We start from the raw sequence: 21,691 nt of genomic DNA, 5'->3' as shown, positions 1-21,691 counted from the left end.
ACATAGGAATCCATGGAACCAAGCTCGTCAGGATACGGTTTTGGTCTGCCTCGCATATAAAGCGTAACGTTCAATGGCCTGTGCCCTGCTGCTTACATCCAGCTTCACATAAATTTTACGCAGGTAATTATCAATCGAACGTCTGCTAACGTTAATCTCACTGGCTATTTTATCATAGGTTACGCCTTGTACAATTCTTTCCATAATAAAAGTTTCCGTTTCGGTTAATTCAACAATAAGCTCTTCTGCCGGAGATTCGACAGGCTGGGCCCATTCGGGACTGGCTAACCAGGATAAAGGAATGGAAACACATCCCTCACGCAGTCCAGAGATCAGATGGATCAGCTGGCTAGGGGAAGCCTGTTTGGACAGCATACCACTTGCACCAAGGCTGATCAGATGACGAAATAACTTTACATTGTCTTCGTCCGTCAGAATAATGATGTGGCTATGGGCCGACAGATTTTTCATCTGTGCAATATACTGATCCGCTTGGCCCTCAGGAAGCCGATAATCCATCAGAATCAGATCAGGCTGGTGAATGTTCACCAGCTCAAGGCCTTCCGACCCGGTCGAAGTCATCCCCCGGACTAACAGATCCTGCTGTTCTTCCAAAATTAATTTCGTACCCAGCATGCTGGTGGGGTGGATATCTACGATGACCACCTGCCATACTTTTTTCATTGTTCTTCCCCCTGTTATGTATTGGACAAATTCCTTTTCTACCCTAAGCCATGATGATGCTACTCCCCCTGCGACAGTCCGTGTATAGAAGAAGCAAGAGTCGTATTATGTCGAAAAATAGAAGTTCAGACGAGAAAGCCGTAAAAACAGCTCTATTTCTACTGTGTTTCGCAGTCGCAACATCAGGACTTTTGCCTTTTCTAACAAGAAAAGATCAAAAAATAGTATAATTTTCCTGCATTTCTATCTAAAAAAGTCGAAAAACTTGCCCAAAGTTCCTACTTATTGCATCTATAAGAAATTGTATCCTAGGACTTCCTTCCGATGCAATCTCTTTTTATCCTATTCTTTAAAGAATTTCATTTTTGCGTAATCAATAGTGGCATGATAGAATGAGGACTGGAAAATTTTTTGTACCAATAAATGACCAGGAGTGATGATATGAAACCTTCTGCCCCACCTTCTGACATCCATCACACCCGGAGCGCCAAAGGCAAGGCCGGATCTTCAGTCAAGCTGTTTCTGGTAATGTGGATCGTTCTCATTGCACTTGGAGTACTTGGAGCCTACTATTATAGTAACCACCTCCAGCAACAGATGATAACTCAGCTTCAGACCCATAATCAGCAGCAGATTGCAACGCTCAAAGCCGACTACGAAAAGCAGCTAACAACGATATCTCAGGAAATATCGGACCTGCAGGGACAGGTGCAGTCCTTTAATGAATTGCTGACTTTTACCAAGGATAATGCAAACGATAAAACCGACAATAGCAACAAATTGTATACCCAGCTGAGCGAAGTCAAAAAACAACTGGAAACACTCCAGAAAAAGATGGATCTGCTCAAATGATTACACCGGTAAAACAGGTTAATCGTTTATTTATGCTTGCACTTGCTCCTTTTGTTGGACTGATGTTATGCCTGCTGCTGATACGTCCACCGCTTGAACCTGCAGACTTCATCGAATCCGGTCTGGCTGAGGAGACGGTTACCTCCCAGACCCAGGCGATTAGCCAGGAGCTTGCAGGGGCAAAAGAAGCTGCGGTTCAAACTTCTTCTTCTATTAAAAGAACAACACAACTGTACAATCAGACAACAAGCACGATGTCTACCCTTGTACAGAAGGCAAAGGTTCAGGCAGCTCGTCCGGAAACGATCTATAATCAACGGATCTCATCCAAATTGGGCGTTCCGTTTGAACGGATAAACAGTGATCGCCTTACGATTGAACTTTACAGAGTCAACCCAGGCTCCTATAAGGGCTATGCCATGAAAATCAAGCTGAAAGACCCTACCGCCATGAAGATGGCTCTAGACAGCGAGCTTGGCCGTTCTGAGACTACCATGCAGGCGGTGAAGCGCAATGGGGCCATTGCCGGCATTAATGCAGGTGGTTTCGCCGACAGCGGAGGCAAACGATACCCGCTGAGTACAACTGTGATGGACGGCAAGTATGTGACCGGTTTTCAGGCCAGCTTTAAGGATTTATTTTTTGTAGGTCTTGATCATGCAGGCAAACTGGTAGGCGGCAAATTTTTTGACAAAAGTTCCCTCGATCGCCTGCAACCGCAGTTCGGAGCCACATTTGTGCCCGTGCTGTTGCAGAACGGACAGAAGACTGCGATCCCGGACAAATGGAAAGTGTCACCCAAGCGGGCTCCACGTACGGTTATCGGCAACTACAAAGATGATCAATTGCTGATCATCGTGGTTGACGGCTACAACGAAGCCGGCAGTTCAGGTGCCACCCTCGAAGAGCTGCAAGGCCGGTTGTACAAGCTGGGCGTAGTCGACGCCTATAATCTGGATGGCGGGGGATCATCCTCACTGATCGTGAACAACCGGGTTGTGAATAATCCTTCGGATGGAAGCCTTAGACCGGTGCCTACCCACTTTTTATTTTACAAATGATCATGTGAAGCATTCCTTTTCTTCCTATAATGGTTATAATAGAAGTAAATGAGATTGTACAGGAGGTGCCATGTATGTCATTTTCACTGACATTTTGGATTATTGCTATCGTATTGACTCTCTTCATTACAGGCATTCTCACTTCATCCTACAACAATGACAAAACAAAAGGCCTTTAGAGCCAAGCCTCTCCTTTGGAGAGGTTTTTTCATACTTTTGTACGGATCAAATAATAAGAGACAAGGCTTAAAAGAATGTTGCAATTCTTCTAAGCCTTGTCTCTTGCTGTACAGTCGTCTTTTGACCCCTCATCCACAGGATAAAACATGGGACGCCTAGTCAATAGCTGACCGCCTTTTCGCTTTGCGTTTGCACAAGGCCCTCCTGGAGCTGACGATTCACTGAGCCACCTTCTACTAAAGTTACATAGATGCGTTCATGATCGACGGGCTCTCCAGCAATAATCTTAATTAATTGTTCAGCTGCGAGTGCCCCCCATTTTCTTTTGGAATAATCGATGGTGACCAATCTTGGCTGCACATATTTGCTAAGTTCGATATTATCAAATCCAATAATATTAATCTCCTGACCAATAGTTAACTCACTGCCAGCGAGACGATCACACATGCCAATCGCCATCTCGTCATTCAGGCAGAATACACCAACCGGCTGCGTATATTCCTGAATGATGCGCTCGGCTGCCCGTTCTCCGCCACTCTTCTCAAAATCTCCCGTAATCTCAATCCATTCCACATTTGCTTCCCGCTCCGATACCTGCCTCACAGCCTTCAACCGCTGAGCCGAGTCAAAGGAACCTTCCGGACCTGTCACAACATAGATCTTCGTGTGCCCCTTTTCAATGAGATGCTCCATTGCAAGTGTAGCTCCGGCCTTATTGTCCAGTAACACCTGGTTAATGTTTGGATGATCCAGTTCCCGGTCCAGAACGACGATCTTGTGTCCTCTGTCCGCATATTGCAATAGTTCCTTGCTCGCAAATGTATGATCGAGAATAACGGCACCATCAATCATCCGCTCTGGAAGCATCCGATGAGATTGTGTCCCGCTGCAGACGATCAGATCATACCCTTGCGCATTACATACAGACTTCATGCCACTAAGCAAGTCTCCGTATACATCACCGCTAAAATCCGTCAGAAATACACCCAAAATTTTGGATTCTCTCTTTTTCAATGTTCTGGCAGCCGCATTAGGAACATAGTTCAGCTCTTTGGCGATAGCCAAAATTTTGGAGCTGGTCTCATCTGTCACTTTGTTGCTGCCATTCAGCGCATACGACACGGTAGAGATCGAAACTCCCGCCTGTTTGGCGATATCCTTGATACTGACCACATTCTTCGCTCCCCTGTTATGTTCATCAGGCCCTTCAAAATCGAAGGACCTGACATCTTAATTATTCATGATTCAAAAAACGGGTTAAAATCCACAGGATTAACTGTACATTTCAATCACGTTGTTCTCGCTCAGGCTCTGTTCAAGAATCGAACGCGAGATACGCAGTCCGCCAAGGCGATAAGGTTGTTGCAATCTTGTTGTCTCCAACTCATGGCCATTCAGTATCACACGCTGCACAGATTGTCCGGTGAGATGATAAACAAAGGTCACTTTCTTACCGGCAAACTGGAAATCAAAATGTATTCCATCCAGGCTGACAGGCAGCACAGGGTCCAGAACCAAATCTTCCTCTTCCTGGCGAATGCCAAGTGCGTTCGAAATGAGCTGATTCATATAAATTCCCGGTCCACTGGAATAGATTCTCCAGCCACCCTTTACCTGTACCTCTCCGGTGCGGAGTTTATCGAATTGCTCCTGTGCTTCATAGCGGTTGTTGAACTTGCCGTCAGAACTGCTGAAATAAGCATTGCTCTGCCGCAGATCAGCATTAAGTACAGCTTCCTGTATGCCCACCGGATTAATGATGCTCAGACCATTCCACACCTCATCCGGGTAGCCCAGCTTTGCCATAGCTTCAACATAGCGGATGTGAGCATGGACGTATTGCAAGCCCACTTCACGCCCGAAATTGGATGCCTGCTCCGCACGTTTGAAATGGGTGCTTACACCGCCATCATACTGTGCTGGCCGATTCATCAATCTGACGCCATCCGGGCAGTACAGCTTGTCTTTGATCAGTTCAAAATGGGATTGGGCTTGCTCTGGTTCCAGCAACTCCGCGATCATGCTTCGTGTCATAGGGAGCAAGCGATATTGAATACCTGTCTCGCTGTCATCCGGATGAAGCATGCGCTTCGCTTGTGCCGGATCTTCCATATATACAAAGCCTGGAATCACATCCGTATCCAGCATGAACTTGCTGAAATCCCTTTTCACACCCGTTGCCATGTCGCCCAATTCGGATGAAAGCTCCGGTTTCACAGGCGCAAGTGCTCTGGATAGCTGCTTCAACGTTTGATACGTGAGTGCCACAGTCCAGCTGCTGACCATATATTGCTTCAATTGGGCATTGGCAGGCTGTAAAGTATCGTCCCAGTCACCGTCGCCGTAGGAAGAGAGGAATGTATCATGCAGGAAATGGCTCTGGATATACTCCAGTTCTTTCTGGGCATGTTCAAGCACGCTGGCAGTCTTATCCGTAAAGTCAAAACCATGTTTGACGGTATATGGTACTTCTTCATTCAGAATGGAATAATCCTTGGTGGCAATCAGATAGTCACTTAGTACTTTAAGAGGCCAAACAACAATGTCACCATGGCTTTCTTCCTGCTGAACCTTGAAATAACGATCAAACATGAACCATTGCGGCCAGTTACCATCATCCTCATACTGATGGGAGTACACCGTCTTCAGAATGTCGCGGACCTGCTCATACCTTTGTGTAGCCATAAAGTATTCGACTGGCCCCTGGCAAACATCCCGTGTTCCCCAGGCAGCTCCGCCATATTGCTCCAATCCGTGTGGAACAGAGTAATGCACCAGCATATTGTGGGTGTACCACCATGCAAGAGCATTGACTTTGAACAGTTCGTCTGCTCCTTGCTTCTGAGGCTGGGACAAATGGAACCCATTCATCACTTCTGCATAGAAGGAACGATAGGCAGCCACTTCCTCTTCAAAGCTGCGTGTCGATGATGCTGGCTGTCCACCTTCCAACAGACCCTGAATGGTCAATGTCCATTCAGCGCTGCTGTCCAGCCGTAACGTAGTCAGTGATGCGTCGCCTGCGTTTACTCCACTGGCCAGTTCTGTCTCATCGCCAACCTTCACTTCCGCACCGCTTACCCGCATGCGATACTCCAGATTCGGATATACTTCGGCACTAAGGGATCTGCGATCTGCCTTGAAGCTCAGCTCGCCATTCTGCTCCGTAACATGAACCTGCAGTTCATATTCATTCACATTCATCGTAATCTGATTGGTGATCAGATATCGATAGGCTATTCCTTTTTCCGACTTCACATGAAGATGTACTTCAGGCGTATCCAACGTTGTATAATTCGTGATGATCAGCGTATCCTCAGCTGTCTTGTAATACCAGCGAACATAGTTAAAGCCCATTTCGAACAGGGAAGGCATCGTGAGCAGTCGGAAGATTCCCTCAACCTCGACATAGATCCGCTGACCGGATGTTTTGGGTATGTTGAGCGCACTGCGTGCATTGCTCATCATTTTATTGAAGTTCGTATTACCCACAACCACATGGGAATTAAAAATGCCATACATATAGGAAGATGTCGTGATCACGTTCTGTCCCATCTTCACATTGTTGCCGCTCATCAGAATGTGTCCATGAGGACGTTCCACGCGCATTTCCTTTTCCTTGAGCACAATATGCTCATACGTATCTGTAAAGAACGCCAGTAATTCACCATCAGTGCGCTCTTCCTGATGTCTCTTCGAAGCTGGAAAAAGAGAATTCACCTCTTCTTCGGTCATCGATAAAGTAAGCAAAGGCTCACCCATTACCGGATGGAGAGATACCTTGGGGAATACGTCGGATGCTGTTTGTGCTGCGCTTGCATTCGCTTCGTACTCGTCCCAGGCCTGTTGGACAACATCCTGGTACTGCAGTTCCTTCACTGCTTCCGCATGATTGGCCTGAAAGAGTCCATAGAACACAAAACGGGCTTCGCCACTCAGAACCACTTTCTCGGACTGAAGGGCTGTGTATGCAAATTCATACTGGTATACTTCATTCGCCAGTGTCGGTTTACCCAGACTTTCAGGCACATTCGTTTCCTTGTAACTCAAACCAAAAAACTGAAATCCATCTGTGGAATAACCTGCTGCGCGGGTTAATGAACCCTGTTGAAGATAAGGAAAAGTCCCGCCCTGCGGCTGATTCTGCCGTGAAACTACGATATATCCCAGCTTCTCATCCTCAAATACGGCATGGTCGATGTATTGCGACAAGTAAGCCTCATTGCTGCGTACTGCACCAGGATCGGCATTGCCGACATCCTGACCATAGACTACGTCGACCTCTTCTCCATTACCGTTTACCGTTACATCCCAGAACCATACACCTTGTGCTGTCGGAGCAAAAACGACTTCATAGCCTACACCCTCAGCGGTACCTGTCCACACCATACGACTGCCATCGGTGCTCATCTGACTGTCGGAGTGAAGGCCAAGCATCGGAACAAATCGGATACCGGATTCACTGTGAAAACGCAAGTACAGATTGTTCATGGAGCCGTCCACCGGACTAGCCATCCACTGATTAATCATTGTTGTTCCGCTTACTGCTTTGAACAAATCACCGCTTTCCCAGAACGTAAAGCACAGTTCACCGGATTGCACGTTGATTTGAGATTGATTCATGGTCTTCATATTTCTATTCATATCCTCCTTCATTCATCTGTATGAGCCGTGTCCAATTACACCAGCTTGAAGGTACTTTCCAATGTATCGCGGCTATTCGGCCCTACGAAAAGGTGGAATGTTCCCTTGTCACTGCGGTGACTCAAATCAGAATGATGATAACGAAGCTGCTCTTCGTTTAACGTAAATGTAGCCGTACCACTTTCACCCGGCGCGAGTGCCAGCTTCACGTACCCTTTCAGCTCACGCATCGGACGCACAACTTCACCGGATACATCACGAACGTACAACTGAACCGTTTCCACGCCTGCACGCTCACCTGTATTGGTTACATCCACCTGGATCGTCAAAGGCTGGTCAGCAGTCATTTCATGGCTCGAAACTTTCAGATCACCGTACTCAAACGAGGTGTATGACAAGCCGTAGCCAAACGGAAGCAGCGGATCATTCGGACTATCAATGTATTTGGATACATAACGCTCTTCGGTCTTTTGCGGATTCAGCGGACGTCCTGTATTGAAATGATTGTAATATACCGGTATCTGACCTACAGATTGTGGGAAGGACATCGTCAGACGCGCAGATGGATTCACGACACCTATGAGCACATCCGCGATAGCTGCTCCACCTTCACTGCCAGGGAACCATGCTTCAAGTACAGCATCGGATTCTTCAAATACACCATGCAAGTCCAGAGGGCGACCGTTGAAAATCACGCTGGCCATGGGTTTACCCGCTGCTTTGAGCTGTTTAACCAATTCCAGTTGGGCTGCCGGCAAACGAATATCCGTACGCGAGCCACCTTCACCACTCATTTCGGAATCTTCACCAAGGGCAAGTACAATCAGATCAGCTTTGCTTGCTACTTCAAGCGCTTCAGCAATCTGTTCAGCCGTGATGTTGTGAACGTTGCTGCCTTGAGCCATATGAACCTTCCCGGCAGTTAGACGTTCCTTCAAAGCCGTTCCGAGCTTAACGGCATCCTCTTTGACACCTTCACAAGACCACCATCCGAGAATGTCTTCACTTTGGGCAAAAGGTCCAATTAACGCTACATTGGCTTCTGGCTTCAGCGGAAGAACGTCATTATCGTTTTTCAACAATACAGCGGATTTAGTTGCAAGCTCATACGATACCTGACGATGTTCTTTTGAGAACACAATCTCGCGCTCACGCTCCGGATCAGCTGCACGAAGTGGATTGTCGAACAACCCCAGCTTTTCTTTCAGCTGCAGAATACGCAGTACAGCTTCATCAATGAGCGTTTCTTCCACTTCTCCGTTCTTGATCAACTCCGGCAAATGATGAACATAACAAGGTGTCATCATCTCGATGTCCACGCCTGCACGAATGGCGCGATATGCCGCTTCGCGGTCATCTTCAGCTGCACCATGAGCAATCATCTCGCGAATGGAAGCCCAATCCGAGATCAATACACCATCAAAGCCCCACTCGTCACGCAAAATGTCACGCATCAGTTTCTCATTTCCGCTCGCCGGAATACCATCTACCGTATTGAAAGAAGCCATGACCATTTCGACACCTGCATCCAGTGCTGCCTTGTAAGCCGGTAAATAGTACTCACGCAAATTACGCTCAGACATGTCGACCGTGTTGTAGTCACGACCACCTTCTGCTGCCCCATAGGCTGCAAAGTGTTTGACACAAGCTGCAAGACGATCCGGCTCATCCTTCAAACGGTCACCCTGATATCCACGTACAAATGCCGCAGAGAACAGACTGTTCAAATACGGATCTTCGCCTGTTGTCTCCATTACCCGGCCCCAGCGCGGATCACGAACGAGATCGACCATCGGTGCAAAAGTGACATGAAGACCAGATACTGCAGATTCGCGTGCTGCTATCTCAGCGCTTTTCTCAGCCAGCTCGGTATCCCATGAACAACCAATCGCCAGCGGGATCGGGAAAATCGTTTTAAAACCATGCACGACGTCAGCCATGAACAAAAGCGGAATGCCAAGACGGCTTTTCTTCATATAGGCTTGTTGCACATCAATGATGGCCTGTGCACCGGACAAACCCAGAATGGAGCCACTGGCATCCACGGACTGCTCCGTGATTCCCATCTCTTCCATCGGCCCTGTAATCTGACCTTCGACATTCGTTCCTTCATAAAAATTGGCAGTTAATTGGAGAAGCTGAGCTGTTTTTTCCTCCAAAGTCATCTGTTTCACCAAATCTAGCAACTGCTCGTTATTCATAGACATTATCCTCCACTGCATGTTGTTGAAAAAAAGAACCCGGCTGCGTTCGGGGAGAGACCGCGCACCGGGTTCGAATGGATGGGGTCGACAGAATACATCTGTCCTATCCCATCTTGCTAACTACTGAATGATTACTTGAATTCTTTGTTCAGTTCATCCAGATAAGGTTGAACCAGGGACATTTTGCTGTTTACCCATTCTTTCCAGTTCGCTTCCAGATCTCCACTTTTGAGGATCAGGTTGGCATACTCATTCTGGTAGTCGAACGAAGCCTGACTTTTAGCTTTGGAATCGTACAGGTTGACATCCCAGTCGTATGCTGCGAGGGATTGACCTTCTGTTCCGAGTTTTGCTTTTTCCTGGAACAGCTTCACAGCTCTATCACGATAATCCTTTTTGATTGCAGGATTTACTACACTGAAGTCGTCACCCAGAAGATACAGACCTTCGAAGCGTGCCGGGTATTTGTCTTCCAGGACAGTACCTTCTGGCAGCAAGCTAACGAGTTCATTGTTTTCGTCATATTTCCAATCTTTTCCTTCGAAGCCCATGTTGATCAGCAGTTGTCCTTCTTTGGTAGTCGAGTAGTCGATCAGATCCATGATGCGTTCGAATTTCTCGTCACTGATGTTCGGATTGAAGATCAATGCAGACCAGAAGTTTGCTTGCTCCATGTTACGGTATTTCCCGTCATCGCCCAATACAATTGCTGTGTGTACCAGTTCATCACTATCTACACCCAGATTCTTTCTCATATCGGAATCCAGACCTTGTCTGTACGAAGCCAGTCCGCCCAGACTTGTTACTGCAGCTGTTCCTGTTACTTTGAAGTTGTTTTGACCTTCATTGTTTTTCCATGTGTAGAACTCAGGATTCAGCAAACCATCCTTGTAGGCTTTTTGCATCAATTTCAGTCCTGTCAGCGTCTCAGGATCTGCTGGTCCCCAGTGGAACTGGCCATCTTCACCTTTGTAGAACGGAGAATCGGTCATGGCATGCACACTGTTCGGCATAATCATGTTTGTCATCGCATCTGCCGCATTATAGGACAGAGGTACAAGTTTGTTGCCCACTTTGCCTGGATCTTTTTCTTTCACAAGCTCAGCATATTCATTCAATTCGGATGTTGTATAAGCATCTTTCAGTTCAAAACCAACCGCTTCAGCCCAGTCTTTACGAAGCGCAATGACACCAATTTGGTTCGTCAATGGGTCAGCTGGTTTGTTCTCAAAATAGATTGGTCTTGGCAGGACGTATGTTCCGCCCGTCAGTTCTTCCAGTTTGTCTCCAAGACCGGTTAACTTGTAGGCTGCTGCCACGTTAGGCCAGCGTTCTTTCCAGTCATCCGGGAATTTGTAGAACAGGCCTTGATCAATACTGTTCATGGCATCACCATGCACGTAGTTCCATACTGCTACATCCGGCAAGTCGCCAGAGTTGATCCACAGACGAAGCTTCTCGCCCCATGAATCCCAATCGATATAGTTGTAATCCCATGTTACATTGAACTTGTCAGTCCAGAACTTGTGGAAATCATTATCCAGATTCCCGTTTTTGATTTCGGTCAGGTTAGCTACAGAGATGGTCAGGTTGTCTTTGTAATTTCCCTCTGCATCTTTTTCGTTACCACCTGAAGCACCTTGGCTGGAACAAGCGGTCACCATCAGCATAACTACACTAAGCGTGATGGCAAAGAGAGCTCTTACTGACAACTTTTTGTTCGTTTTCATGCTTTTACCCCCATGTTTTTTAGTAGAATTTCAAGTCAAAATCCTATGCGTATAATCAGGTCTTGATAGCCCCTGTTAATACCCCTTTGGCAAAGTGTTTTTGCAGCATTGGGAAGAAACACATAATTGGTACCATGGTGACAAATACTGCCGCCATCTTCATACCCATTGAGAAATTGCTCACTTGGGTTGCATCTACGCTCGAAGCATTGGATGCGTTTGTCTGGGATGTGACAATAATCGCCCGCAATACATTCTGCAGCGGCAACTGATCCGCTTTTCGCAGGAATATCATCGCATCGTACCAACTGTTCCAGTACGCCACGCCGTAGAACAACGTAATCGTAGCCATAATTGGTGTAGCCAGCGGAAGGACAACCGAGAACAGAATTCTCCACTCTCCTGCACCATCCAGTCTCGCGGATTCCATCAGCGATTCAGGCAAGGTATAAAAGTAGTTCATCATCAGAATCATATTGAAAGCACTGAAGCTTCCCGCCAGGATAACGGACCACAGCGTACCTGTAAGGTGAAGTGATTTCATGACCAGGTACAGCGGTACAATACCACCATTGAAAATCATGGTGAACAGTACCAGGAAAAAGAGAAATTTCTTGAACGGGAAGTTGCTGCGGCTAAGACCGTACGCCATGCTTGTTGTCAGGAACAAACTGAGTGGCAAGCCGATGACGAGCAAAATAATGGTGTTTTTGTATCCCGACAGAATCGTTCCGTTAGCAAACAGTGCTCTATAGGAATCCAGAGTGAACTCTTTAGGGAACATCAAAAATGGATTGGCAGCATATTCTTTTTGTGTTGCGAACGAGATCATGATGACATTCCAGAACGGAATCAGAATCATCAGGGCAAGCACAAGTAATATGGCGAAGATAATGTAATCGAGAAATGTCATTCTTTCTGTACCAATTCTCGGCTTTTTGCTAGCTTTCTTGCTCATTTCAATTTTCCTCCTCTCTTATCGGAACAAACCGTCTCCGCCAAGCCACTTGGCAAATCTGTCTGCGAGAAGCAGCAAGACCATATTCACGAGGGAACGGAACAAGCTGACCGCTGTCGAGAATGAGAAGTCCGTTGAAGACTGGAACGTAATCCGATAGATGTATACATCCAATACTTCCGATACATTTTTGGTTGCGGCATTCGCCAAGTTGAAGATCTGGTCGAAACCGGAAGACATCAATCCACCGACCGACAGGATAAACATGACGGTGATTGTAGGAAGAATGTTTGGCAATGTGATGCGGAACATCTGCTGCATACGGGATGCTCCGTCAATCTGTGCTGATTCATACTGATCCTGATCGATACCAGAAATGGCAGCCAGGAAGATAATCGCACCCCATCCACTTGATTTCCAAATATCCGTCAACAGCAGCATGGGTACAAAGTTGGACTCGGAGCCCAGGAAGTTAATGGTTGGCAATCCGAGTAATCCGAGTGCACTGTTCACCAGTCCGTCATACGCCAGAACATTGATAACTACCCCGGATACGATGATCCATGACAGGAAGTGCGGGAACGTAAGAACCGTTTGGAACCACTTTTTCCCTCTGCGCATCCGCAACTCATTCAGCAGCAGGGCTAGAATGATAGGGAACGGGAACTGAATAATCAGTTTCAGAATGTTGATGTACAGCGTCCGCCATACTGCGTCGATAAAGGTTGGGTCACGGAAAACGTATTTGAAATTCTCAAATCCGCTCCATGGGCTTCCCCAAATTCCCAGGTTCGCCTTGTAGTCTTTAAACGCAAGAGACAGGCCTCCCATTGGCATGTAGGCAAACAGGATTAGCCAGACGAGCCCCGGAACAAGAAGGGTGTAAGTCATTCTGTGCTTCCAGATTTCACTCCAGAGCGAATTGCCTTTCAAGTTTCCCTTCAGCTTTTTGCTAGGTCCTTCGGCTGCAGGTTTCAAATTGCATCTCCTCACTCTACTTTGGTCTTGTCGTTATACAGAAAATCAAACATGGTTCTCAAGTGTTGCTCCCAAAATCTCCATTCATGGGTACCCGGCGTCTCCACATACCGAAATTCAAAGTTCGTTTCCTGCATGTATTCCGCGAATTTGCGATTCATATCCACAAAGGGATCGATGTCACCGCAACAACACAGAACATCCGGTAAAGTTCCACCTTGCTCCAACAGCTTGGCAGACAGTGCGTACAGGTCCTGATCGGGTTTCACCTGTAACCGTTCTCCAAAAACCGCTTTCATTTCCTTGATCATGCCTGAGGGCATTCCCGGATCATGAAGCCGGGTCTGAATATCAGTCACACCTGATAAAGAGACCACCTTGCGGTACCTCTCGGGAAATGTCAGTGCACATTTCAATGCACCGTACCCACCCATGGATAGACCGGCGACGTAAGTCTTGGCCGGGTCTGTATTGAGATTGAGCTGACGCCTGCAGAATTCAGGCAGCTCCTGAGTGATGTAATGGAAGTAATTCAGGCCGTATTCCATATCGGTGTAATAGCTTCGGTTCGCTTCCGGCATAATGATGGTACAGCCATATTGCTCAGCGTACATTTCAATTGTAGTCAAACGTTGCCACGTACTTGCATTATCGCCTGCCCCATGCAGCAAATATAGCGTACCGCCTGAAGTGTCTCCGGAGTCACTGGACACTACATGTATGCTTGTATTCATGCATAATGTAGGCGATCCGGTTTCGATCGTTATATGCGCCATAAGTAACCCCTTTCATCGTCGGCTGCTGTCTGTAAGCTTCTGTTGTTCTGCCTTTTTGTTGCAACCCACTGTGATTCCCCCGTATTTCACTTGGTTATCGAAACGATTTTCTCGAATCGTTTCAAAACATAGCCAACGTTGGTTTACATGGACTTGATTACAACGCTTTTTACGTGGAAGCGATTTCTTCGAATCGTTTCGAATAAATCATAATCCCGAAGGGCAAACCCTGTCAATAACCTTTTTACAAATTTCGCGCTTTTTTCTCAAAAAACTGATTTTTCGTGATAAAATTTGCGTCAAAAGGCACTTTTAAAGTCAAATAATATCCTTTAAGTAACCGTTTGCAGATCTCCATTGACATTGAAGCTAGTTTGTACTAACATAATTTCTAATTTTCGATCCAGATTACGGAAACGTTTCACCAATAGTTAAAATTCTTCTTTTTTTCAGAAAGGATGTTACGATGTCGAGTATTATAGATTCTTTTGTTCATCATATTAATGAACAGCAGTTAAACGTATATTCTGTTCGTGTATTGCAGAAAGGGATTACAATCGGAGCGTGGGATCACACCACAGATATGCGCCGCTTACAGCATTCTGTCAGCAAATCGTTTACCTGTATGGCGATTGGATTGGCTTTGGATGAGGGCATACTTACCCTTGAATCCAGGCTCGGTGACTACTTCACATCACCAACACCTGCTTCCCATTTAACCGCCTTCCCTCCTGAGGACCTTACCCTGTATGATTTGCTGCGGATGTCATCAGGGCATGATGTCCCTGTGTTATGGGCAGAAGAGCGGGCCACACTTCCTGAGAAAGATTGGGCCAAATATTACATGTCCCTCCCTTTGAACAGAGTCCCTGGTGAAACGTTTACATACAGCAGTGCAGATACGTTTATGATCTCCGCCATGTTTCAGGCTGCCTCTGGTCAAACCGTTAAGGACTATCTGATTCCCCGGCTATTCGTGCCACTGGGTATTTCGAATGTAGAGTGGGAGACCTCTCCCTTGGGCATTACATTGGGCTGTGCGGGCTTGGAGCTCACCAACGAGGAATTAGGCAGATTCGGTCAATTGTTGCTTCAGGAGGGCCATTGGAACGGCAAACAGCTCATTCCGGCGGAATGGATTCGATTGGCGACGGCACAGCAGATCCCTACACCGGGAGCCGGTGATTGGGGACAAGGTTATGGATATCAATTCTGGAGATGTTCCCATAACGCTTACCGTGCTGATGGCGCCAATGGTCAACTATGCGTTGTTCTGCCCGCCCTGAAGTCCGTTGTTGCCGTCAATAGTGATGAACAAAATATGCAAGCCATTCTTGACCATATATGGTCAGATATATTACCTATTTTGGAGGGGAATATTTGAATATTCGAACAGCAGTTGTTACAGATTACCCGGAGTTAAGAACCATTTATCTGGAGTCGCGTCGCGCCCGTTTTCACTGGACAACTCCAGAGGACATGTCCCTTCAAGATTTTGACGCAGATACCGTGGATGAGCATATTATCGTGGCTGAACAGGAAGATGGACAGCTCCTCGGTTTCGCTTCGCTGTACCTTCCTGATAATTTTATCCACCTTCTGTTTATCCATCCCGGTTTTATGGGCGGGGGCACAGGTTCGCGCTTACTTGATGCGTCGATTTCACTCATGCAGCAGCCCATTCGATTGAAATGTGTATCCGACAATCATAAAGCAATTGGTTTTTACGAACGACAGGGTTGGAAAAAAGTCATTGAAGAAGGTAACCCCGGAGGAAAATATTGGGTGATGGAATATGACACGAATAGTTAAATCTCGTTCACTTCATTCCGCCAGATAGAAATGGATGGAATATATTTTTTCCACACAAAAAAAGTATCATGACCTAAGAGATCATGATACTTTTTTTACTTACCCGTGCTGTGGAAGCTGGGTCATTTCATCTAAACATTGTGCGCATATGTAACGCTCTTTGAACTCATTGACTTCTTCCATCGATCCGCAGAAAATACATTTTGGACGGTATCTCTCCAGAATGATATGGTCCCCTTGTACTAAGATCTCTACAGGATCTCCCTCATTCATTTGATACCTTTTACGCAAAGATTTAGGCAATACGATCCTACCCAATTGGTCAACTTTGCGAACGACTCCAGCTGGCTTCATAGCTACGGCACACCTCTCCTATCTTACTCTAAATTTCTAGGTACATTTGTACTATGTTTATTAATTCGCCAAGATTTTGTCGAATCCTGCTGGAAATAAACATTTTTTGTCCTTTTTTTTGAAAAATGTTTTTTTAGCGAATTCTAACCGTTATTCAAACGCCTTAAACGGCTTAATCCAGGCCAGGGAAATCCAGTTGACGCAGCGCCTCATATACAATGATTGCTGCTGAGTTTGACAAATTCAACGATCTGACATCGCCTGTCATTGGCATTTTCATACAAGTTTCCGGGTTCGCAGCTATTAATTCGGGCGGCAAGCCTTTTGTTTCTTTACCAAAGACCAAGAAATCTCCATCTTGAAATTCGAAATCGCTATAAAGATTTTTCGCTTTCGTGGTTGCGTAGAAAAAACGTCCTTCAGGGTATTGTTCCTGAACCTCGGCAAACGAATCATGATATTCAATATGAACGGCATCCCAGTAATCCAGACCCGCCCGTTTCAGTGTGGCGTCATCCGTACGGAATCCAAGTGGACGCACGAGATGCAAATGCGTGCCGGTAGCCGCACAAGTACGAGAAATATTGCCTGTATTTGCCGGAATCTCCGGTTCAACCAGAACGATATGCAAAGCCATCTGTGTTCAATCTCCTTTTCATTTCATGTAAGCGACAATTCTCTAATCTTAAAGAAAAGCCCTCCACACGTCAATGTGGAAGGCTCTGGTGAGGCACAAGTGTGAGTGCTTGAATTCACAACTCGCTGCCAGGCTAATTATCCATTTGTCTTCTGGAAGTGGCTCATGAAGTCCGTAAGTGCCTTAACACTCTCATATGGCGCTGCATTGTAAATGGAAGCTCGAAGGCCACCCACACTGCGATGTCCTTTCAGGCCCACAAACCCTTCTTGCTCTGAAGCCTTGATGAACTGTTTCTCCAATTCTTCGGAAGCCAGGCGGAAGGTCACATTCATCAGGGAACGATCAGCCGGGTCTACACAACCACGGTAGAAGTCCCCGGAGGAATCAATGGCATTATAGAGCAATTCTGCTTTTTTCGTGTTTTTTTGCTCTATCCCGGTGAGTCCACCCTGTTCTTCAATCCATTTTAGAACCTCATTCACCATATATACGGAGAAAGACGGCGGTGTATTATATAGAGAATTGTTTTCCGTATGTGTGCTGTAACGCATCATCGTTGGAATTGTTTTTGGTGATTCGCTTACCAGCTCTTCGCGGGCAATAACGACGGTAATCCCAGATGGGCCAAGGTTCTTCTGTGCACCTGCATAGATCATGCCGAATTGATTCAGATCAAACGGTTTACAGAATATGTCACTCGACATATCCGCAATAAGCGGCACCGAACCGGTATCCGGGAATGACTTGAATTGCGTTCCTTCAATCGTTTCATTAGAAGTCAAATGAACATAAGCTGTGCGTTCCGGCAAACTAAGATTCGACACATCCGGCAATTTCATGTATTTATCCGCTTCGGAAGATGCAGCGACATGTGTTTCCCCGATAAGCTTCGCTTCAGACAACGCCTTCTTGGCCCAGCTGCCTGTCATGACGTAACTGGCTGTCTGCCCTTCCCCGAGCAGGTTCATCGGCAACATAGCGAACTGAGTGCTCGCTCCACCCTGCAGGAAGAGAACCTTATATCCTTTCGGATTGCCTAGCAGCGACAACAAGCGCTCCTGAGCTTCATTATGTACAGATTCGTACACCGCACCACGGTGAGACATCTCCATAATCGACATACCTGTGTTACGAAAATCAACAAATTCTGCCTGAGCACGCTCCAGTACCTCAAGTGGCAACGCCGCAGGTCCTGCATTAAAATTATACGCTCTCTTTGTCACAAAATCCCCCGCCCTTTCCATCCGTAGCTGACATATGAACAGCATTTTGCATAATTCGATTAGAATCGCTCACGGGTATAAGAGCTGGACAGGAAGAAGCATCCTGATCCAACCAGCGTATAGACGAATTGAATCATTTCGATCTATATCTTACTTATTGGAAGTCGCTCTATGGATTTATGCAAAATGCTCTACAAAGTGAATATTATGGCTATAATATCAGTATTCCCTATCTGCTTCAAGGGCAATATGCACTGAAGCTGTGAATTCGGGTTATCAAATTCCTTTATCACCCTGCAAAGTTAATGCACTGCATTGTTTACTTCAAGGAAAAGCCTCCGAGAGCGAGTCCCGGAGGCTTTGAGTTGGAACAGATCGTTCTGTTCCGACCCCGACCGATTAGCAGTCGAAGTAAAGGCTGTACTCATGTGGATGAATGCGGATCGCTACTGCTTTCGCTTCGTCACGTTTGAGGTTGATATAGTTATCGATGAATTCTTTCGTGAATACGTCACCTTCAGTCAAGAACTCGTTGTCCGCTGCCAGAGCATCAAGCGCTTCTTCCAGGGATGCTGGTACACTGCGGATGTTTTCTTTATCTGCATCAGACAAATCATAGATGTTTTTATCCAGAGGACCATATCCAAGCTCAGTTGGATTGATTTTGCGTTTGATACCATCCAGACCCGCCATCAGCATTGCAGAGAATGCCAGGTAAGGGTTAGCTGTGGAGTCCGGTGTACGGAACTCGATACGACATCCTTTCGGTGTAACAGCTGCAACAGGAATACGTACTGCTGCTGAACGGTTACCTTTGGAGTAAACCAGGTTAACCGGTGCTTCATAACCAGGTACAAGACGTTTGAATGAGTTCGTACTAGGGTTAGTCAAAGCAATCAGGGCTGGTGCGTGGTACAGAATTCCCCCGATGTAGTGCAGAGCCATTTCGCTCAGGTTCGCATATCCCGCTTTGTCATAGAACAATGGGGAATCGCCATCGAAGATGGATTGGTGAACGTGCATTCCGCTACCGTTGTCACCAAACAGTGGTTTCGGCATGAATGTTGCTACTTTACCATATTGACGTGCAGTGTTGTGCACGATGTATTTGTATACAAGCAGGTTATCTGCTGTTTTCTTCAACGTATCAAAACGGAAGTTGATCTCGGCTTGGCCTGCTGTCGCCACTTCGTGGTGGTGACGTTCGATGGAAAGGCCGGCTTCTTCCAGAATACGACACATTTCGCTGCGGATATCTTGTTGTGTATCCACTGGAGCTACAGGAACATAGCCGCCTTTTGTGCGTACTTTGAAGCCCAGGTTACCGCCGTCTTCCTTACGGTTTGTGTTCCATGAAGCTTCTTCGGAATCTACGAAATAGGAAGAGCTGTTCGTGCCACTCTCATAACGTACATCGTCAAAGATAAAGAATTCGGATTCAGGTGCGAAAAATGCCGTTGTACCTACTCCGCTTTCTTTCAGGAACGCTTCCGCCTTAACAGCAATACCGCGCGGGTCACGCTCATAACGCTCGCCATCCGGAGTGAAGATATCACACATAACGTTCAGTGTAGGGTGTGCTGTGAACGGATCGACATAAGTCGATTCAGGATCTGGAATCATAACCATATCGGACTCTTCGATTCCGCGGAAACCTTGAATAGAAGAACCATCAAAGGCTACTCCATTGACAAAAGTGTCTGCGTCAACTGCCGAAGCTGGTAACGAAATGTGATGCGCACGACCGGCTAAATCTACAAAACGAAAATCTACCCACTCGATGTTGTTCTCTTGAATTGCTTTCAATACGTTTTCAACCGACATGTATTCGTCCTCCCAAATATTCCGAACATTAAACAACCCCGCTAAGAAAATGTCCATATTCGAATTTTTTTCTGTCGTCATTATAAATTCTGAAACATGACATCGTCAATACTTATGTTAGGTATTTTTTGCGAGTATGTAAGCTATGCTCACATTTTATAAACCTGTATATTTCACTTAACAACGTTAAAATATGATATTTAACTGGTTTAATGCGGTAAAGTGAGTGTGAAATCGTCCTAAATTATGGAAAAAACATCACATCATAAATGTTTCTTATCACCTATGATTAATAAATACGTTCAATGATCCAAATGACCTAAATCATATAAAAAACCGGACATTGGCCCTGGCTCCATTCTCACTGAACGAAGCCGTGGCCAATGCCCGGATCATTATAAGTCTCACACTATTGTAACAAATTATACGCCCACTCGAGCCGGGAAAAACGCAGCCGGTTGTTTAGCCGTATTGAACGATTTACCCACGATCGGTGCCAATTTCTCCAGATCCTGAAGCAGGTTGGCAAATTGGTCAGGGAACAGTGATTGCACCCCATCTCCTGTCATCGAGTTATCAGGGTCTGTGTGCATTTCAATAATCAGGCCGTTGGCACCAGCAGCAACAGAAGCCTTTGTCATCGGTTCTACCAGTTCACGGCGTCCAGTACCATGGCTCGGGTCCGAAATGACTGGCAGATGGCTCAGAGACTGCAGGACAGGGATAGCCGACAGATCGAGCGTATTCCGTGTGTAGGATTCGAATGTACGAATACCACGCTCACACAGCATAACATTTGGATTGCCACCTGCAAGAATGTATTCAGCCGCATTCAACAGTTCATCATAAGTTGCACTGAACCCACGTTTCAGCAATACCGGTTTGCCGCACTCGCCCAATTTGCGCAGCAGATCAAAGTTCTGCATGTTACGTGTGCCTACTTGCAAAATGTCTGCGTACTCGGCACAGATATCCACATATTCAGGTGTCATAACTTCTGTGATGGTCAGCAGATCATGCTTCTTGCCTGCTTCTGCCATCATGATCAATCCCTCTACACCTGTGCCTTGGAAACTATAAGGACCTGTACGCGGCTTAAATGCGCCACCGCGCAGCACTTGTGCTCCAGCAGCTTTAACTAGTCCGGCAATTTCATCAATCTGTGCTGCCGATTCAACTGCACAAGGTCCACCCATAATCACAAGTTCTTTGCCGCCGATGTCTACCCCTTTGATGGAAATCACGGTATCTTCCGGATGGAAGTCGCGGCTTGCCAATTTGTAGGACTTAGAAATCTTGACGACATTCTCCACACCCTTCATTTGACGCAGGTGTTCAGCCATTTTCGGCTCAACTTTGCCAATCAAACCAATGATGGTCCGATCTTCTCCACGAGAGATATGAACCTGAAGTCCTTCTTTCTCAATTGTAGCGACGATATCCTGAATATGTTCCTCCGGCGTAGCTTTACCTGCAATAACGATCATAATTATATCCACCCTTCCTTGTATGAGAGCACATTGAATATTCATTGCGCGTCCGATTCACATTTTAAACTCTTCTACGCTTAAACGCTTGTTCGCTTTTAAGCTTTTATCCGCTAAAGTAAATATAACATATTCCCCCTTTTCCGTCAAGCCAACTCCTGTCCTTCTAAAAAAAAGAACCCTGCAGTCAGCACCGGATCTCGGTTCTGTACGGCAGGGTTCATATAATCAGCCATTTTTCTTAATTCGATTTCCTCTCTCTCACGGATACAAGAGATATAAAC

17 protein-coding genes are annotated in these 21,691 nt (G+C 46.2%); 4 read left to right on the top strand and 13 right to left on the bottom strand.

The features are described from left to right. Positions 1-27: 27 nt before the first annotated feature. The gene (locus tag JNUCC31_RS24490; RefSeq protein WP_192265596.1) at positions 28-684 is read right to left on the bottom strand and encodes a response regulator transcription factor; all 657 of its coding nucleotides are present in this window, start codon (positions 682-684) and stop codon (positions 28-30) included. A gap of 441 nt (positions 685-1,125) precedes the next feature. On the opposite strand from JNUCC31_RS24490, the gene JNUCC31_RS24485 reads away from it, so the two are divergent. Continuing rightward, positions 1,126-1,536: a uroporphyrinogen-III C-methyltransferase gene (locus tag JNUCC31_RS24485; RefSeq protein WP_192265594.1), complete on the top strand. Its 411-nt coding sequence runs from the start codon at positions 1,126-1,128 to the stop codon at positions 1,534-1,536. After that, positions 1,533-2,597 (top strand): phosphodiester glycosidase family protein, encoded by a 1,065-nt coding sequence (locus tag JNUCC31_RS24480; RefSeq protein ID WP_192265591.1) that lies wholly within the window; start codon positions 1,533-1,535, stop codon positions 2,595-2,597. Before JNUCC31_RS24485 ends, JNUCC31_RS24480 begins: the two co-directional genes overlap by 4 nt. 339 nt (positions 2,598-2,936) lie before the next feature. Here JNUCC31_RS24480 and JNUCC31_RS24475 read toward each other — a convergent pair whose 3' ends face one another. The 7 genes from JNUCC31_RS24475 to JNUCC31_RS24445 form a co-directional block, all read right to left on the bottom strand. After that, on the bottom strand, positions 2,937-3,950 hold the full coding sequence (locus JNUCC31_RS24475; RefSeq protein WP_192265589.1) for a LacI family DNA-binding transcriptional regulator: 1,014 nt from the start codon (positions 3,948-3,950) through the stop codon (positions 2,937-2,939). 99 nt (positions 3,951-4,049) lie between these two features. Further along, the gene (locus JNUCC31_RS24470) at positions 4,050-7,409 is read right to left on the bottom strand and encodes a GH36-type glycosyl hydrolase domain-containing protein (RefSeq protein WP_192265586.1); all 3,360 of its coding nucleotides are present in this window, start codon (positions 7,407-7,409) and stop codon (positions 4,050-4,052) included. A 47-nt stretch (positions 7,410-7,456) separates the two neighbouring features. Beyond that, positions 7,457-9,622 carry a beta-glucosidase BglX gene (gene bglX, locus JNUCC31_RS24465; protein WP_192265584.1) on the bottom strand — a complete coding sequence of 722 codons (2,166 nt, stop codon included), beginning with the start codon at positions 9,620-9,622 and terminating at the stop codon, positions 7,457-7,459. 134 nt (positions 9,623-9,756) lie between these two features. Next, positions 9,757-11,355, bottom strand: coding sequence for a type 2 periplasmic-binding domain-containing protein (locus tag JNUCC31_RS24460; RefSeq protein ID WP_192265581.1), 1,599 nt, complete (start codon positions 11,353-11,355; stop codon positions 9,757-9,759). A 55-nt stretch (positions 11,356-11,410) separates the two neighbouring features. Continuing rightward, entirely contained in the window at positions 11,411-12,313 is a 903-nt protein-coding gene (locus JNUCC31_RS24455; RefSeq protein ID WP_192265579.1) for a carbohydrate ABC transporter permease, read from the bottom strand. An 18-nt stretch (positions 12,314-12,331) separates the two neighbouring features. Further along, complete coding sequence (locus JNUCC31_RS24450) at positions 12,332-13,291, bottom strand: ABC transporter permease (RefSeq protein ID WP_192265577.1); 960 nt, start codon at positions 13,289-13,291, stop codon at positions 12,332-12,334. An 11-nt stretch (positions 13,292-13,302) separates the two neighbouring features. After that, complete coding sequence (locus JNUCC31_RS24445) at positions 13,303-14,067, bottom strand: alpha/beta hydrolase (protein WP_192265575.1); 765 nt, start codon at positions 14,065-14,067, stop codon at positions 13,303-13,305. Positions 14,068-14,533: 466 nt separating this feature from the next. On the opposite strand from JNUCC31_RS24445, the gene JNUCC31_RS24440 reads away from it, so the two are divergent. Both JNUCC31_RS24440 and JNUCC31_RS24435 read left to right on the top strand, forming a co-directional pair. After that, the gene (locus tag JNUCC31_RS24440) at positions 14,534-15,451 is read left to right on the top strand and encodes a serine hydrolase domain-containing protein (protein ID WP_192265573.1); all 918 of its coding nucleotides are present in this window, start codon (positions 14,534-14,536) and stop codon (positions 15,449-15,451) included. Further along, positions 15,448-15,879 carry a GNAT family N-acetyltransferase gene (locus JNUCC31_RS24435; RefSeq protein ID WP_192265571.1) on the top strand — a complete coding sequence of 144 codons (432 nt, stop codon included), beginning with the start codon at positions 15,448-15,450 and terminating at the stop codon, positions 15,877-15,879. Before JNUCC31_RS24440 ends, JNUCC31_RS24435 begins: the two co-directional genes overlap by 4 nt. 99 nt (positions 15,880-15,978) lie before the next feature. Here the strand turns inward: JNUCC31_RS24435 and JNUCC31_RS24430 are convergent, their stop codons facing one another. From JNUCC31_RS24430 to aroF, 5 genes are all read right to left on the bottom strand, one after another. After that, on the bottom strand, positions 15,979-16,233 hold the full coding sequence (locus JNUCC31_RS24430; protein ID WP_024629045.1) for an AbrB/MazE/SpoVT family DNA-binding domain-containing protein: 255 nt from the start codon (positions 16,231-16,233) through the stop codon (positions 15,979-15,981). A gap of 172 nt (positions 16,234-16,405) precedes the next feature. Further along, positions 16,406-16,870 carry a tRNA (uridine(34)/cytosine(34)/5-carboxymethylaminomethyluridine(34)-2'-O)-methyltransferase TrmL gene (gene trmL, locus JNUCC31_RS24425; protein WP_192265568.1) on the bottom strand — a complete coding sequence of 155 codons (465 nt, stop codon included), beginning with the start codon at positions 16,868-16,870 and terminating at the stop codon, positions 16,406-16,408. 137 nt (positions 16,871-17,007) lie between these two features. Next, complete coding sequence (gene serC / locus JNUCC31_RS24420) at positions 17,008-18,096, bottom strand: 3-phosphoserine/phosphohydroxythreonine transaminase (protein ID WP_192265566.1); 1,089 nt, start codon at positions 18,094-18,096, stop codon at positions 17,008-17,010. Positions 18,097-18,495: 399 nt separating this feature from the next. Continuing rightward, on the bottom strand, positions 18,496-19,920 hold the full coding sequence (gene glnA / locus JNUCC31_RS24415; protein WP_192265564.1) for a type I glutamate--ammonia ligase: 1,425 nt from the start codon (positions 19,918-19,920) through the stop codon (positions 18,496-18,498). 422 nt (positions 19,921-20,342) lie between these two features. Further along, entirely contained in the window at positions 20,343-21,407 is a 1,065-nt protein-coding gene (gene aroF / locus JNUCC31_RS24410; RefSeq protein ID WP_192265562.1) for a 3-deoxy-7-phosphoheptulonate synthase, read from the bottom strand. Positions 21,408-21,691 lie beyond the last annotated feature (284 nt).

Source organism: Paenibacillus sp. JNUCC-31 (genome assembly GCF_014844075.1).
GTDB lineage: Bacteria > Bacillota > Bacilli > Paenibacillales > Paenibacillaceae > Paenibacillus.
The sequence above is the reverse complement of the archived record's forward strand: the minus strand, read 5'-3'. Positions and strand labels throughout refer to the sequence as shown.